The organism is Arthrobacter sp. M71 S08 (assembly GCF_059089725.1).
The window spans coordinates 594,350-608,347 of sequence record NZ_JBNHEY010000002.1 but is presented as its reverse complement, the minus strand read 5'-3'; the positions used below and the strand labels follow the sequence as shown (position 1 = coordinate 608,347).

Below are 13,998 nucleotides of genomic sequence, written 5' to 3'. Positions count from 1 at the left end.
AAACGCGTGGAAGATTTCCCGGTCCATCCGGCCTGGCGGCCGGATGGACCCAATCTTGTGGTGCATGCCGAGAATCTGGAGTACCTGGCCGAGCTCCCGGATAACTCCTTCACCGTGATCTACGTGGACCCTCCGTTCAACACCGGACGCTCACAGCGCCGGCAGCAGACGTCGATGGTCCGCAGCGCGCCGGGTGCCGGAGACCGCGTCGGGTTCAAGGGGCTCAGCTACTCCACGGTCAAGGGCATGCTGGCGAGCTACGACGATGCGTTCGAGGACTACTGGGAGTTCCTTGCCCCGCGCCTTGCCGAGGCGTGGCGGCTGCTGGCGGAAGACGGAACCCTGTACGTTCACCTCGACTACCGGGAAGTGCACTACGCGAAGGTGATGCTCGATGCCCTGTTCGGGCGTGAGTGTTTCCTCAACGAGATCATCTGGGCATATGACTACGGCGCCCGTGCCCGGCGCCGGTGGCCCGCCAAACACGACAACATCCTCGTCTACGTGAAGGACCCGGCGGGTTACCACTTCAACAGCGCAGAGGTGGACCGCGAGCCGTACATGGCTCCCGGCCTGGTGACCCCGGAGAAGGCAGCTCTCGGGAAGCTCCCGACCGACGTGTGGTGGCACACCATCGTCTCCCCTACGGGCAAGGAAAAGACCGGATACCCCACGCAGAAGCCCGAGGGTCTGGTACGCCGTGCCGTGGCAGCGAGCAGCAGGCCGGGCGACTGGGTGCTGGACTTCTTCGCCGGCTCGGGAACACTCGGGGCAGTCGCCGGAAAGCTGGAACGGCGCTTCGTCTGCGTGGACAGCAATCCGCAGTCCATCGACGTCATGTCCCGGCGCCTCGCGCTATGGCTGGAGCAGTCAGCAGAATCCGGCAACGGGGCCTCCGTCCGGGTCGATCCTCCCGCTGCTACCGGATGACGCTGCTCCCTGTGGCCAGGTCCTCGAGCCTGGCAAGCATTTCGGGCCTCGTGAGGTTCTCCCCCAGCCGGTTCGGCTTCCCCGTTCCGTGGTAATCGCTGGATCCGGTGACCAGCAGTTCATTCCGGGACGCGATCCGCTCAAGCTCCGCCCGTCCCTCCGGGGGGTTGTCACGGTGTTCGATCTCCAGTCCGAGCAGACCGGCGTCAATCATCTCCTCGGTCACGTCGCTGTCCACGATCCGGCCGCGTGAGGACGCCACCGGGTGGGCAAACACCGGAACGCCTCCTGCTTCCCGGACCAGTGCGACGGCGTCCGCCGGATGCGGTGCGTAGTGTCCCACCCAGTAGGGTGACCGGGCGCTGAGTATGCTGGCGAATGCTTCACTGCGCGTGCCGACAAGCTTCAGGGCCACGAGTGTGTCGGCAATGTGCGGGCGGCCTATGGTGGCGCCTTCGGCAACGTGCTCAAGCACGTGGGCCCAGGAGATCGGGTAGTCCGCGGATAGCTTCTCGACCATGCGCTCGGCCCTGGTAAACCTGGCATCGCGGGACCGTTCGATCTCGGCCAGCAGGCCCGGGTGGGCGGGGTTGTGCAGGTAGGACAGCACATGCACGCTGATGCCCTTGTCGGTTCGGCATGACACCTCCATACCGGGAACCAGCACCATGCCCAGGTTTTTGGCTTCCTCTCCAGCCTCTGCCCAACCCGCCGTTGAATCGTGGTCGGTCAGTGCAACGACGTCCAGCCCGGCCGCAGCAGCGGCTCGCATGACATCCGCGGGGCCTTCAGTGCCGTCCGACACGGTGGAGTGGGTGTGCAGGTCAATTCTCACCAAACAACTGTACGCCCGTCCGCGCTGGAAGCCGCAGCAGGACAGCACTGGAGTGTTTGGCTCACTCCACGCGCCGGTGAGACGATGGTCGGGTGAGTACAGCAGAGAACAACCCATCGGCAGGAACCATGAATCCGACCGGACCCGGCAGTGAGGCCACCCCGGTGACACCGGAAGACCAGCCACTTTCCAGCCGCAACGAGAACCGGTCACAAAGGCCCGATTCGGCTGCCTTCAAAACCTTCATGAGCTCGAACTGGGCCGCGAAAAGCACCGAGCTACCTGTGGAGGCAGAGGTTGCGCCGTACGCGGCGCAGCGCCGCCTGAAGATCTCCCTGCAGTTCCCGGGTGAGCGTCTGGTGATCCCCGCCGGTCCCTTGAAAGTACGCTCGAACGACACTGACTACCGCTTCCGCCCCCACTCCGGCTTCGCCCACCTCACCGGGCTCGGTCTGGACCACGAACCCGACGCGGTGCTGGTGATGGAACCCACCGAAGAAGGCAAGGGCGACGACGGCGGCAACCACCACGCCACCCTGTACTTCCGTGAGCTGGCCGGCCGGGACAGCGCCGAGTTCTACGCGAACGCGCGCTACGGCGAATTCTGGATCGGTTCGCGCCTGTCCCGCGCGGAGGTTCGCGCACTGCTCTCGCTGGAAACCGCTGACCTCGCCGACCTCGAAACGGCGATCACCAAGGACGCCGGTGCGGTCGAGATCGGCGGACTCCGGATCCGTCTGCTGCGCGAAGTTGATATGAACGCCGACGCCCTCGTGGACACCTCCCGCATCAACACCGGTGTGGATCTTGAAGCCTCCGACGAGCTTGATGCGAAGCTCGCAGAAGCCCTGTCCGAACTCCGCCTGATCAAGGACGAGTGGGAGATCGGGCAGATGCGCAAGGCTGTTGAGGCTACGGTGAACGGCTTCCACGAGGTCGTCAAGGAACTGCCGCGGGCTATCTCCCATCCTCGCGGCGAGCGTGTCGTAGAAGGAGCTTTCTTCACCCGCGCCCGGGAGGAGGGCAACGACCTCGGCTACGACACCATCGCAGCCTCCGGCAACAACGCCACCATCCTTCATTGGATCCGTAACAACGGGTCTGTGGACGCTTCGGACCTGCTGCTTCTTGACGCCGGAGTGGAGGCGGACAGCCTTTACACCGCGGACATCACCCGCACCCTGCCGGTCGGCGGCAAGTACTCCGACATACAGCGCAAGGTTTATCAGGCTGTGCTCGAGGCGGCCGACGCCGGTTTCGCGGCCGCAAAGGTCGGTGCGAAGTTCCGTGACGTGCACGCTGCCGCTGTGGCCGTCCTCGCAGAACGTCTGGATGAGTGGGGCTTTCTGCCGGTACCGCTGGAGGAGGCACTTTCCCCTGAGGGGCAGCATCACCGTCGCTGGATGCCGCACGGCACCAGTCACCACCTCGGCATGGACGTGCACGACTGCGCCGAGGCGAAGCGCGAGCTCTATCTGGACGGTGTCCTCACGGAGGGAATGGTTTTCACCATCGAGCCCGGCCTCTACTTCAAGGAAGAGGACCTCGCCGTTCCCGAGGAGTACCGCGGTATAGGAGTCCGTATCGAGGACGACATCCTGATCACGGCCGATGGGCCGGTCAACCTCAGTTCGGCGCTCCCCCGCGATCCCGACGACGTCGAGACGTGGATGGCCGGCATCTACAGTCCCACCGGCGAATAGGGGCAAGGACCGCACTCGCATAAGCGGTCGGCAAGCGCGCGGTCGGTAAGCATACGTAAGGAAGGCGGACAGCCATACGGCTGTCCGCCTTTCTTACGTTCTTGAGCCTGTGCTCCGGGGTCCGTTGCGGGACCGCTTACTCCCTGCTGGATTCCTCGCTGTGTTCGGCTGAGTCCGGCGATTCCTTGACGGGCTGGGGTTCAACGCGGACCCCGTACTGCGGCCGGCCGTCGGGTAGATCGGGGAACTGGCCGCGGGTGGAACGACGGGTAGCGGCTCGCTGTTCCTCGCCGGCTTCCGGGGAATCAGGGTCGTGCAGCTGGCTCGCCCCCTGAGGGCGTGGCTGCTCGGTCGGCGGCTGTCCCCACCCCTCGGGACGCTGAGGGACCTGGTTCTGCTCCTGCGGCTGATTCTGCTGCGGCGGCGTGCCCCAGGGCTGCGTCGGCGCACCAACGTTGTCCTGCGGCCGCGAGTTCATCGGAAGCTGCTGCAGCATCCTCCGGGCTTCACCCGCGGCGGCGGGATCCACAATGACGTCGTAGCTGGTGGCCACCACCTGGCTGGTGGAGGTGAAGTCCCGCTTCCCGCGCTGGAACGCATAGGCAATTACGCCGAACAACACCCAGAACACGGCACCGAGCGCCATGGAAGACAGAATCGGCAGGTACGTGGTGTCACCGCCGAACAGCGTCAGGATGAAGCCCACGAACAGACCGAACCACGCGCCGGTTGCTGCACTGGCAAGCGCAACCCTCGGATAACTCAGACGGCCGGTCACCCGTTCCACGGTTTTGAGGTCATTGCCGATGATCGAGACCTGCTGCACCGGGAATTTGCTGTCCGCGAGGTAATCCACCGCTTTCTGAGCATCCAGGTACGAGCTGTAGCGCCCAATGGTCTCGCCCTTAGGGAGGGTACGGCCCTCGTCGCGTGAGGCGGTTCGTCCAAGAACGTTTGACATACCCTCATTCTCGCCTACATGCGCTCCGCTGTGGCGCCGTATCGCTCGGGGTGAACTTCGGGCACACCCTCGGGTGCCTTCAGAGACGGGGCTGTGCTCTTCGCAAGCTGTGCGTGCTGTCACGCAATACGGCTGTAGTACCGCAACGGCAGTAGCCTAGGCATGTGAGCAGCAACCCAACGCGCGTATTTGTGGCACGTCTCTTGGGCCTGGACGTTTTCGACCCGCTCGGCGACCGTCTCGGGCGCCTTCGTGACGCCGTCGTGCTGGATCGCGGTCCCGCGGTTGCTCCGCAGGTGGTGGGTCTTGTGGTCGAAGTTCCGGGGAAGAAGCGGGTGTTCGTTCCAATGACTCGCGTAACCTCGATCGACGCCGCGCAGATCATCTGCACGGGGCTCGTCAACCTGCGCCGATTCGACCAGCGTGGAGCCGAGCAGCTCGTCGTCGCCGAGCTTTTCGACCGGAGGATCACACTCCGTGACGGGAGCGGCGAGGCGACAATAGAAGACGTCGCCATGGAGAAGGATCGCTCCGGCGACTGGCATGTCTCCCAGATTTTCGTCCGTCGCGGCGGCCCCCAGTCACGACTTCGCGGCCTGCGCCGGGGGGAACGGCTCATCATCGACTGGCTGGACGCCTACCACGGAGACGCGGACGAGCCGCAGGCGGCCACCTCGTTCGTCGCCCAGCACGATGACCTGAAGGCCGCAGACTTCGCAGACGCGCTCCACGAGATGAGCGACAAGCGCAGGATCGAGGTGGCCAGCGAGCTTCAGGACCAGCGCCTTGCCGACATCCTTCAGGAATTACCCGACGACGACCAGGTCCAGATTCTGTCTTCGCTTGACCGCGAGCGGGCAGCCGACGTGCTTGAGGAGATGGATCCTGACGACGCGGCCGACCTCCTCAATGAACTGCCGGAAGAGCAGAAGGAGGAACTGCTCCAGCTCATGGAGCCGGGTGACGCAAAAGATGTCCGCCGCTTGCTGCAGTATGAAGAGGACACCGCGGGTTCACTGATGACCCCGGTTCCGGTCATCCTGCCTCCCGAAGCGACGGTCGCTGAAGCGCTGGCCCACGTGCGCCGCGAAGAGCTCACACCGGCGCTGGCCTCCTCCATTTTTGTCTGCAGGCCACCGCTGGAGACTCCGACGGGTCGCTACCTCGGCGTGGTGCACATCCAGCAGCTGCTGCGCTTCCCGCCGCCGGAGCAATTGGGCAACATAGTAGACACGGACCTGGAGCCGGTCAGCGACCAGGCGAACATCAGCGAAGTTTCCCGGATTCTTGCTACCTACAACCTGAACTCGTTGCCGATCGTTAACGGGGATGGCCGATTGGTGGGGGCGGTGACCGTTGACGACGTTCTGGATCACCTGCTCCCGGAAGACTGGCGTGCCCAGGACGTCACGCCCGATACAACCCGGGGAGGCATAAATGGTTGAAAGAACCAGAACTGTAACGACCAGTGGTCTGGACACGCCACGGGAAAGCCGCGCGCGTTGGCTGCCGAGGTTGCGACCCAACCCGGACGCGTTCGGCAGCGCAACCGAGAACTTCGCGCGCTTCATGGGTACACCCCAGTTCCTCTTCTACATGACAGTGTTCGTTGCTGTGTGGTTGGCGTGGAACAGCTGGGCACCGGAAGAGTGGAGGTTCGACAGTGCGGCGATTGGATTCACCCTGCTCACCCTCATGCTGTCCCTGCAGGCTTCCTACGCCGCCCCGCTTCTGCTGCTGGCCCAGAACCGGCAGGATGACCGCGACCGTGTCTCGCTCCAGGAGGATCGGCAGCGTGCCGAACGGAACCTGTCCGACACCGAATACCTCACGCGGGAGATCGCGGAGCTCCGCATCGCGCTCCGAGAGGTCACCACACGTGACTTTGTCCGGTCCGAGCTGCGGTCCGTCATGGAGGAGCTGCTCGAGTCGGCAGACGGACAGGAGACACCACCCCAGCGCAAGTCCAAGCGCAGGGTATCGGATGCAACCGTTTCGCTCCCCCAGGTAGCGCCTGCCCGCAAGGACCGATAGTGGCGCTTGAATCCGCGGTCCGCACCGCGCTCGGGGAGGTTATCGATCCGGAGCTGAGGCGGCCCATTACTGAGCTGGGCATGGTGGAAGCCGTTGTCGTGGACGACGACGGCGCCGTCGTCGTTCGCGTGCTGCTCACCATCGCAGGGTGTCCGCTCCGCGACACCATCACCAGGGATGTAGACGCGGCCGTGCGTGACCTGCCGGGCGTAAGCGGCGTCTCCGTGGAATTGGGCGTCATGACACAGGAACAGCGTGATGCGCTCAAGGAGCGGTTGCGCGGGCCTGGTGCCAAGCGGGGAATTCCGTTCAATGAGCCAGGTTCCCTGACGCGGGTCCTCGCCGTAGCAAGCGGCAAGGGCGGAGTCGGCAAGTCGAGCGTCACCGTGAACCTTGCGGCGGCGATGGCCGCTCAGGGGCTGCGGGTGGGCATCGTCGATGCCGACGTCTACGGATTCTCCGTCCCGGCGCTGATGGGAATCAGTCAGTCACCCACCCGGGTGGACGAGATGATCCTGCCGCCGGTGGCTCACGGGGTCAAGGCGATCTCCATCGGCATGTTCGTGGCGGGCAACCAGGCTGTCGCCTGGCGAGGTCCCATGCTGCACCGTGCGCTGGAGCAGTTCCTGCAGGATGTGTATTTTGGGGATCTCGACGTACTCTTTCTCGACCTGCCGCCCGGGACGGGCGACATCGCTATCTCCGTGGCGCAGCTGCTGCCGGGCGCGGAACTGCTTATTGTCACCACCCCTCAGGCCGCGGCGGCGGACGTCGCCGAACGCGCCGGTTCCATGGCTGTGCAGACCGGGCAGAAAGTCGCGGGAGTCATTGAGAACATGTCGTGGCTTGAGCTTCCCTCCGGCGAGCGGATGGAGGTGTTCGGCAGTGGTGGCGGTGCCGAACTCGCGCGCCGGCTCACAGCGACTGTCGGTTACGACGTCGGGCTGCTCGGCAGCATCCCGCTGGAACCAGCATTGAGGGAAGGCGGGGACAGTGGACGACCTGTGGTCCTTCAGACAGGCTTCCGTGCCGCTGAGGAGCTTCGCCGGATCGCATCCACGCTCGCCCGCAGGCCGCGCGGGCTGGGGGACAAGCTGCTGAGGGTCACACCGAAGCGGGCCTGACCGCTCGCTGGATGGCCGGGGCCGGCCAGCTCCCGGCCGTTGATCCGTCAGGTTGCTTCGACGTCGAATGGAGCGGGCTGGCCGGCGCTCAGCCGCGAAGTGGTGCCGGGCGTAGGGACGGGTGTGGTACCGCCGGGCGGCTGCGATGCACTGCCTTGTGTGGAGTTGGAGGATGCACCCAGCGACCGGGATTCCGGGCGTGAACCGTTCTCGCTGACCGGTTTAATGGCGTCTTCGATGTCGTCAAGGAGCGCCTCCTTGATGATACGGCGAGGATCATATTGGCGGGGATCAAGCTTGCGCCAGTCGACGTCGTCGAACTCCGATCCAACCTCTTCGCGGAGCTGCTCGCGCGCTCCTGTGGCCATACGGCGCAAGCCCTTGACCAGCTGCGCGAGCTGGGACGCGTATTCGGGCAGGCGTTCGGGACCAAGGACGATCACAGCAATGAGCGCCAACAGGAGGAACTCGTATCCATTGATTCCAAACACTCTCGAAGCCTACCTCCCGGACAAGACCGAATCTATTTACGTCAGGGCGCCGGCTGCGCCAGCTTCGCGAGGCCTCGAAGGATGCGGCTCACTGGGTCGCCTGGTGCGTCCGGACGCGAGTGGGCAAGCTGCGAGTGTTCATTGAACATGAGCTGGCTGACCGCCCGTGGCATGTCCGCGACGGGAAGGGTGGAGACCACCGTGTACGTGGCGGAACCGGAATCGATCACCAGCTGCCAGGCGCGTCCGGGATGGAGCCAGACAGTCTGCTCCGTGCCCCCGATCTCCTCAAACCCGTCTTCCTGCACGGTGTTGCCGGTGGCCGCGTTGATGATGGCTGATTCCAAACCAGCCCCGCCCTCGCGCTGTTCGAAGATGGTCAACGAATGGCTGCCGTCGGAGAGGTCCAGCTGCAGGGTGGGCCGACCGTCCATTGTGAGCGCTTCGGCCCGTTCAAGCTGAAAGCCGAGCGCCTCAAGTTCCGGACAGAACCAGCCTTCGTTGCGCAGTTGATCGATCTGGGTGGAACTCAGGTTGGTGGGCGTGCCCGCCGCCACGGTCTGGAAACTCTCCGCAACCGAAACGGCACTGGCTCCCGCGACCGCGTCATTTGAATCGGCTTCGGAACCGAGCGCATAAGCGGCTGTCAGGGTCGCAACGGCCGCAACCGCCAGACCGCTGGCGACGGCAAGAACGGTCCGGTTCCTGTGTGCGAACGACTCGCCGACAGGTTCTTCGTCGAGACCATAGGGGACGCTTTTTGCGGCATCGGTTGGTCCGAGCGGTCTGCCCGGCCTGGCTGCGGACCTGCGCAGGATGCGCTCACACAAATCTTCGGATGGACCCGGTGTCCCGGAACTCTGCAGCCGGCGACGAATTGATTGTTCCTGTGCCACTACCTCGTGGCACCGGGCACACCGGAGAAGGTGCTGCTCGACTGCGCGCTGGCGAGTGGGGCTGAGTTCACCAGCCACGTAGTCGATCAGAAAACGGGTTGGATGACGCATGGAACTAGCGGGCACCTGCAATCCGAGGCAGGCTCAGGCGCGATGGGGCGGGGGCAGCCTGTCGGGGATCACGGTGGGCCAGCTTCTCACGGAGGAGCGTGCGACCTCGGTGAATCCTTGAGCGTACTGTGCCGAGCTTCACGCCGAGCGCCAGGGCCACCTCGTCGTATGGCAGTCCCTCAAGATCACACAACACGACGGCAGCGCGAAAGTCCGGCGGGAGTTCCTCCAGGGCAGCCTGTACGTCGAGGTCAAGGTTATTGAACTCGAAGCTGCGTTCGGGACTCGGGTGGGTGCTGGGCAACCTGCTCTCGGCATCTTCAGCGAGGCCATCGAAGCGGATGCGGTTTTTCCGGCGTGCCTGGTCCAGGAAGAGGTTGGTGGTAATCCGGTGGAGCCATCCGTCCAACGTTCCGGGCTTGAAATTGGCGAGGGACCGGAACACACGAACAAACACTTCCTGTGTGAGGTCCTCAGCATCGTACTTGTTGCCGGTCAGCCGATAAGCAAGCCTGTATACCTTTGGTGAGTGGTCCCTGACGACTTCCTCCCATGACGGCGGTGCCCAGTCGGCTACCCCCTGATCGTGCTCTCCGGTGGCGGCATTCCCCGTGGGTGCCACCGTATGCGAAGTAGACATCGACCTTCTCCTCTCGCCCTCGAATGAAATATGCGATGCCGCTTCGTCAAATGCTGGAAACGGACGCATTAGCTATTCGGGACTCCGCCTCTGTTGGATGCCTGATGTGGGATAACTTGTATTGCAGGTCCTGCATGTACATGTTGCCGGAGCTAGCTGTGAGCTCGCTGAAAAAGCGGAGGGAAACAACAGGGCAAAGCGCGCTGATACAGGGACGCGTGCCCATCCGCAGTAGGCTGAGAGAGGCGACGCCCCGCAACCCGGCTGGGACCGCCCGACCCTATTGAGCTCCTGGACAGAACGGAACATCATGAGCGCGCAGAAGCAGGCTAACTGGTCCTACACGGAAGGTCTGCCTGTTGAAGATGATGTTTTGCTCCGCGCGCGCGACCGGTCACATGAACTCGGGGTCGCGCCCGTCAGCACCGGCATCGCCGCAGCGCTGACCGTTCTCGCGGCAGCGTCCAAAGCCATGACTGTGGTGGAAGTTGGCGCCGGCGCAGGGGTTTCCGGCGTTTGCCTGCTGCGAGGAATGGGCCCGAATTCCGTCCTGACAACGATCGACTCGGATGTGGACCATCTCCGGGCTGCCCGGGAGGCGTACGCAGAGGCGGGAATCCCGGCGAACCGCACCCGCACCATTTCCGGGCGTGCAGCGGACGTACTCCCCCGCCTCACTGACGCTGCCTACGACCTGGTTTTCCTCGATGCGGACAAGACCAACCTTCCGCTGTACGCGGATCAGGCCGTACGTCTCCTGAAACGCGGAGGACTGCTCCTCATCAACGACGCGCTCGACGGCGGCAAGGTGCCCGATCCCGCGGTGCGTGATGCGTCGACGAACACGCTGCGGCAGGTTGGCAAGACTCTGCGTGCAAATGACCTGCTGGTCAGCACGCTGATGCCTGTGGGGAACGGCCTTCTGATGGCCGTAAAAATGCCCGGCTAGCCAGGCGCTGTACTTCTAGTCCGTTACCGTGAGCAGGCAGTCTTTGAGCTTGCCTGCTTCTTCAGCATTCAGTTCGACCACCAGGCGCCCGCCGCCGTCGATCGGTACCCGCATAATGAGGCTGCGTCCCTCTTTGGTGACTTCCATGGGTCCATCACCGGTACGGGGTTTCATCGCAGCCATCTAAGTAGTTTCCTTCCACGGTGCGCGGCCGGAAGTGGGCCGCGATCAACATTGCACGGCGGTTTTCCCCCGTATGCTCGTCCTCCCCTATTATCCCGTAGAAGTGCGCGGCTAGCTAATCGCCCGTGCGGCGCCCATCACCTCGTCACGGCGAATAGTCCCCTCCACTGAACAACGGAACCCACGCCCACAACCAGGAGACCCACACAATCTGCAAGCATGCACAGCTTGCCAGCGCAAGCCACCGGTACGCCCGCGATCGCGAAACAAGCACGGCTGCGAGAGCCAGGGGAAAGAGCGGAAGCAGGATTCGGAACGTGCTCGTCTGCGGGTTCCAGACGGCCGCCAGGTACAGCAGGTAGGCGGCAGACCACAGCTGGAGCGGCAACCCAAGTCTGCGGCCCGCCGGTGACAGCAGCAGAGCTGCGAACGCGGCGACCAATGCCGCCAGGGCCAACGGACCAAGCACCGGGCCGAGCAGACCTGACGCGGTACTGACCCAGGGCAGAAACAGTGTCAGCTCCGAACCGCGCCAGGCCATCTCTGTCTGCACGTAGGCATCAGGCACGCCGGTGACAAACCATGCGATCACCGGCCATGCGAGGGCTGCCATGCCTGCGATCCCGACCAGGGCCGCCAGCCGCCACCGTTTCCGCGCGGAGGAGAAGCCGGCGTCGGCAGCAGTGCCCCTCCCGGACAGTTCCAGCAGCAGGAGCAAACCAAGCGTCGCGGCGAAAGGCGCACCCGCAGGCCTGGCTAGGCACATCAGCACAGCTACCGGGACGGCAGACAGGTAACGCCCGGTCATCACCAGATACAGCGCGAGCGCCAGCAGCATGAGGTGCAGCGATTCAGCATAGGGGATCTGCAGGATCGGCGAGACGGGAAGGAAAGCGATCAGACCCACCGCCCACAGGGCATCGCGGTGCGGCGAGCGCAGCAGGAAGACGCGGTAAATGATGAGCGCGGCCACAAATCCGTACACCGTCGCAAGCAGGGCGGCGCCCGGGTTCCATCCGGTGCCGGTGATGATTGAGAAAAGGCGCACGCTGGCCGGGAAGAGCGGATAGAACGCCCACTGATTCTCAAGGACTGTTCCATCGTCACCGCGGGGCAGCTCGGTGGGATAACCGTCGTCGTGGATCCGGGCGTACCAGCCGCTGTCCCAGAAGTTGACGAAGTCCTCGTATCCCGGAGAGCCCTGCGCCCACGGACTGGGCATCTGGCGCCGGGCGACCGCCGTCAAAACGATGACGGAGTAGAGCCTCGCCGCCCCGTAGACCAGGATTACCTGCACCCACCAGGGCAGCGCAACCAGCCACACACGCAGGGAACGTGCCCGTGCGGCCAGGGACAGCCCAGGGAGCCTCAGCGACTCACGCAGTCTCAACGACATCCGCAGACTCGTCAACACTGGCAGATTCAACGACATAGGCTGACTTATCGACATCGTCACGCACCCAGCAGGAGGCCAGGTGGTCATTCACATACCCGGTCGCCTGTTGCATGGCATAGGCAGTTGTCGGGCCCACGAAGCGGAACCCGTGGGACCGCAATTCTCTCGCCAGCGCCGTTGACTCCGGCACGACGGCGGGGACGTCCTCAAGGGACGAGGGTGCAGGTTTTTGCGGCGGACGGTGAGCCTCCAGGATTCCCGAGAGCGTTATACCTTCAGGCAGCGCGAGCAGCGCCCGTGCATTCGCGATGGTCGCGAGGATCTTCGCCCGATTGCGCACTATGCCGGCGTCACCGAGCAAGCGTGCGACGTCGCCGTCGTCGAAAGCAGCAACGGCATGCGGATCGAAACCGGCAAACGCGGCCCTGAAGTTCTCCCGCTTGCGGAGGATGGTGATCCAGCTCAGCCCGGACTGGAAAGCCTCAAGGCTAATCCTTTCGAAAAGGGCGGCATCCCCTGCGACGGGACGGCCCCATTCACAGTCGTGGTAGGCCTCGTATTCGGTGCTCGACACTGCCCAGCCACACCTCAGGCGCCCGTCGCTGCCGGGGAGCGCGCTCACCGGGCGTTCCGATTCTGGTCCTGCAGCTCTGCGATGAGCTCGTCACGTTCCGCGAGCGCCGCAGCCAGCCGGTCCAGGACCTCGTCCACCTGGTCCATGCGATACCCGCGCAATCCCAGCGAGAACCGGATCCGGCCCACGTCCGAGGCAGTCGGGTGGTCGGGAAGCAGGACAGGCGGCAGCGTGGGTGTCGGTTCAACCAGTCCGGGGACAACCTGCGGATCTCGCCGTGGCCTCCGCTTCCCACCCTTCCAGCCGCGCCCGACCGCGAAAAACGCAGTGGCACCGACAGCCACAATCGCAATCAGCACGAGGAAGATCGTCATGGTTTAGGGTCCGGTGTGCCCGGCGGTGTCAGCGAGGACCGCGCGCACGGCGTCAGCCGGGTCATCGACCAAATGCACCAGGGACAAATCCTTCTCCGAGATCATCCCGTTCGACAGCAGTGTGTCACGCACCCAGTTCCACAGCGGACCCCAGAATTCGGAACCGATCAGCACGATCGGGAAGGACGTGACCTTCTGGGTCTGTACCAGCGTCATCGCCTCGAACAGCTCGTCCAGGGTTCCGAAGCCGCCGGGCAACACAATGAAGCCCTGAGCGTACTTGACGAACATGGTCTTCCGAGCGAAGAAGTACCGGAAATTGACGCCGAGGTCGACCCACTCGTTCATCCCCTGCTCGAAAGGGAGCTCGATACCAAGGCCCACCGAAACGCCGCCCGCCTCACAGGCTCCCTTGTTCGCCGCTTCCATCGCTCCGGGTCCGCCACCGGTGATCACGGCGTAGCCCGCCTCAACGAGGAGTCGTCCCACTTCCTCACCGACCGCGTAATACTGGGAGTCGCGCGGAGTCCGCGCGGAGCCGAAGACGCTGATCGCCCGTCCCAGCTCAGAGAGGGTGCCGAAGCCCTCCACGAACTCGCTCTGGATCCGCAGCACCCGCCACGGATCGGTCTTCGTGAAGGGGGTTTCCTCAACAGAATCGAGCAGGTACCGGTCAGACTGCATGGCCTGTGCCTGATCCCGGCGGAGCTCCACCTGTCCACGGCGCCTCGCCGGAGCCGTCGAATTACCGTCCTGCTGATCATCATTGCCGTTGTGGGGACTCATACCCCCAAGGC

Annotated in this window: 16 protein-coding genes; 6 read left to right on the top strand and 10 right to left on the bottom strand. The window is 64.2% G+C overall.

Annotated features, from left to right (window positions below):
• The first annotated feature begins 6 nt into the window (after positions 1-6).
• A complete protein-coding gene (locus AC5RTB_RS06805) occupies positions 7-930 on the top strand; it encodes a DNA-methyltransferase (RefSeq protein ID WP_494060296.1) in 924 nt (307 codons plus the stop codon).
• Here the strand turns inward: AC5RTB_RS06805 and AC5RTB_RS06800 are convergent.
• A complete protein-coding gene (locus AC5RTB_RS06800) occupies positions 920-1,765 on the bottom strand; it encodes a PHP domain-containing protein (RefSeq protein WP_494060295.1) in 846 nt (281 codons plus the stop codon). The genes AC5RTB_RS06805 and AC5RTB_RS06800 overlap by 11 nt on opposite strands.
• 128 nt (positions 1,766-1,893) lie before the next feature.
• Between AC5RTB_RS06800 and AC5RTB_RS06795 the strand changes: the two genes are divergently transcribed.
• Positions 1,894-3,468 carry an aminopeptidase P family protein gene (locus tag AC5RTB_RS06795; RefSeq protein WP_494060414.1) on the top strand — a complete coding sequence of 525 codons (1,575 nt, stop codon included), beginning with the start codon at positions 1,894-1,896 and terminating at the stop codon, positions 3,466-3,468.
• A 136-nt stretch (positions 3,469-3,604) separates the two neighbouring features.
• Here AC5RTB_RS06795 and AC5RTB_RS06790 read toward each other — a convergent pair whose 3' ends face one another.
• A complete protein-coding gene (locus AC5RTB_RS06790; protein WP_494060294.1) occupies positions 3,605-4,429 on the bottom strand; it encodes a YflT domain-containing protein in 825 nt (274 codons plus the stop codon).
• Between the two features lie 164 nt (positions 4,430-4,593).
• On the opposite strand from AC5RTB_RS06790, the gene AC5RTB_RS06785 reads away from it, so the two are divergent.
• The 3 genes from AC5RTB_RS06785 to AC5RTB_RS06775 are packed head-to-tail and all read left to right on the top strand — an operon-like array spanning position 4,594 to position 7,587.
• Complete coding sequence (locus AC5RTB_RS06785) at positions 4,594-5,874, top strand: magnesium transporter MgtE N-terminal domain-containing protein (RefSeq protein WP_494060293.1); 1,281 nt, start codon at positions 4,594-4,596, stop codon at positions 5,872-5,874.
• Positions 5,867-6,463, top strand: coding sequence for a DUF1003 domain-containing protein (locus AC5RTB_RS06780; protein ID WP_494060292.1), 597 nt, complete (start codon positions 5,867-5,869; stop codon positions 6,461-6,463). The genes AC5RTB_RS06785 and AC5RTB_RS06780 overlap by 8 nt, the downstream gene beginning before the upstream one ends.
• Positions 6,460-7,587: an Mrp/NBP35 family ATP-binding protein gene (locus tag AC5RTB_RS06775; RefSeq protein WP_494060413.1), complete on the top strand. Its 1,128-nt coding sequence runs from the start codon at positions 6,460-6,462 to the stop codon at positions 7,585-7,587. The genes AC5RTB_RS06780 and AC5RTB_RS06775 overlap by 4 nt, the downstream gene beginning before the upstream one ends.
• A gap of 47 nt (positions 7,588-7,634) precedes the next feature.
• Here AC5RTB_RS06775 and AC5RTB_RS06770 read toward each other — a convergent pair whose 3' ends face one another.
• From AC5RTB_RS06770 to sigE, 3 genes are read right to left on the bottom strand one after another with little or no spacing between them, the layout of a single operon-like run.
• Positions 7,635-8,078, bottom strand: coding sequence for a twin-arginine translocase TatA/TatE family subunit (locus AC5RTB_RS06770; protein ID WP_494060291.1), 444 nt, complete (start codon positions 8,076-8,078; stop codon positions 7,635-7,637).
• A gap of 41 nt (positions 8,079-8,119) precedes the next feature.
• Positions 8,120-9,085, bottom strand: a complete 966-nt coding sequence (locus tag AC5RTB_RS06765; RefSeq protein WP_494060290.1) for an anti-sigma factor family protein — start codon at positions 9,083-9,085, stop codon at positions 8,120-8,122.
• Between the two features lie 4 nt (positions 9,086-9,089).
• The gene (sigE, locus tag AC5RTB_RS06760) at positions 9,090-9,725 is read right to left on the bottom strand and encodes an RNA polymerase sigma factor SigE (RefSeq protein WP_494060289.1); all 636 of its coding nucleotides are present in this window, start codon (positions 9,723-9,725) and stop codon (positions 9,090-9,092) included.
• Positions 9,726-10,035: 310 nt separating this feature from the next.
• Between sigE and AC5RTB_RS06755 the strand changes: the two genes are divergently transcribed.
• A complete protein-coding gene (locus AC5RTB_RS06755; RefSeq protein WP_494060288.1) occupies positions 10,036-10,674 on the top strand; it encodes an O-methyltransferase in 639 nt (212 codons plus the stop codon).
• A gap of 15 nt (positions 10,675-10,689) precedes the next feature.
• Here AC5RTB_RS06755 and AC5RTB_RS06750 read toward each other — a convergent pair whose 3' ends face one another.
• The 5 genes from AC5RTB_RS06750 to AC5RTB_RS06730 form a co-directional block, all read right to left on the bottom strand.
• On the bottom strand, positions 10,690-10,857 hold the full coding sequence (locus AC5RTB_RS06750; protein ID WP_084033880.1) for a DUF3117 domain-containing protein: 168 nt from the start codon (positions 10,855-10,857) through the stop codon (positions 10,690-10,692).
• A 145-nt stretch (positions 10,858-11,002) separates the two neighbouring features.
• On the bottom strand, positions 11,003-12,253 hold the full coding sequence (locus tag AC5RTB_RS06745; RefSeq protein ID WP_494060287.1) for a hypothetical protein: 1,251 nt from the start codon (positions 12,251-12,253) through the stop codon (positions 11,003-11,005).
• A complete protein-coding gene (locus tag AC5RTB_RS06740) occupies positions 12,234-12,827 on the bottom strand; it encodes a DNA-3-methyladenine glycosylase I (RefSeq protein ID WP_494060286.1) in 594 nt (197 codons plus the stop codon). Before AC5RTB_RS06740 ends, AC5RTB_RS06745 begins: the two co-directional genes overlap by 20 nt.
• 44 nt (positions 12,828-12,871) lie before the next feature.
• Positions 12,872-13,201, bottom strand: a complete 330-nt coding sequence (locus AC5RTB_RS06735; RefSeq protein WP_494060285.1) for a DivIVA domain-containing protein — start codon at positions 13,199-13,201, stop codon at positions 12,872-12,874.
• A gap of 3 nt (positions 13,202-13,204) precedes the next feature.
• On the bottom strand, positions 13,205-13,987 hold the full coding sequence (locus tag AC5RTB_RS06730; RefSeq protein ID WP_494060284.1) for an LOG family protein: 783 nt from the start codon (positions 13,985-13,987) through the stop codon (positions 13,205-13,207).
• Positions 13,988-13,998: the final 11 nt, after the last annotated feature.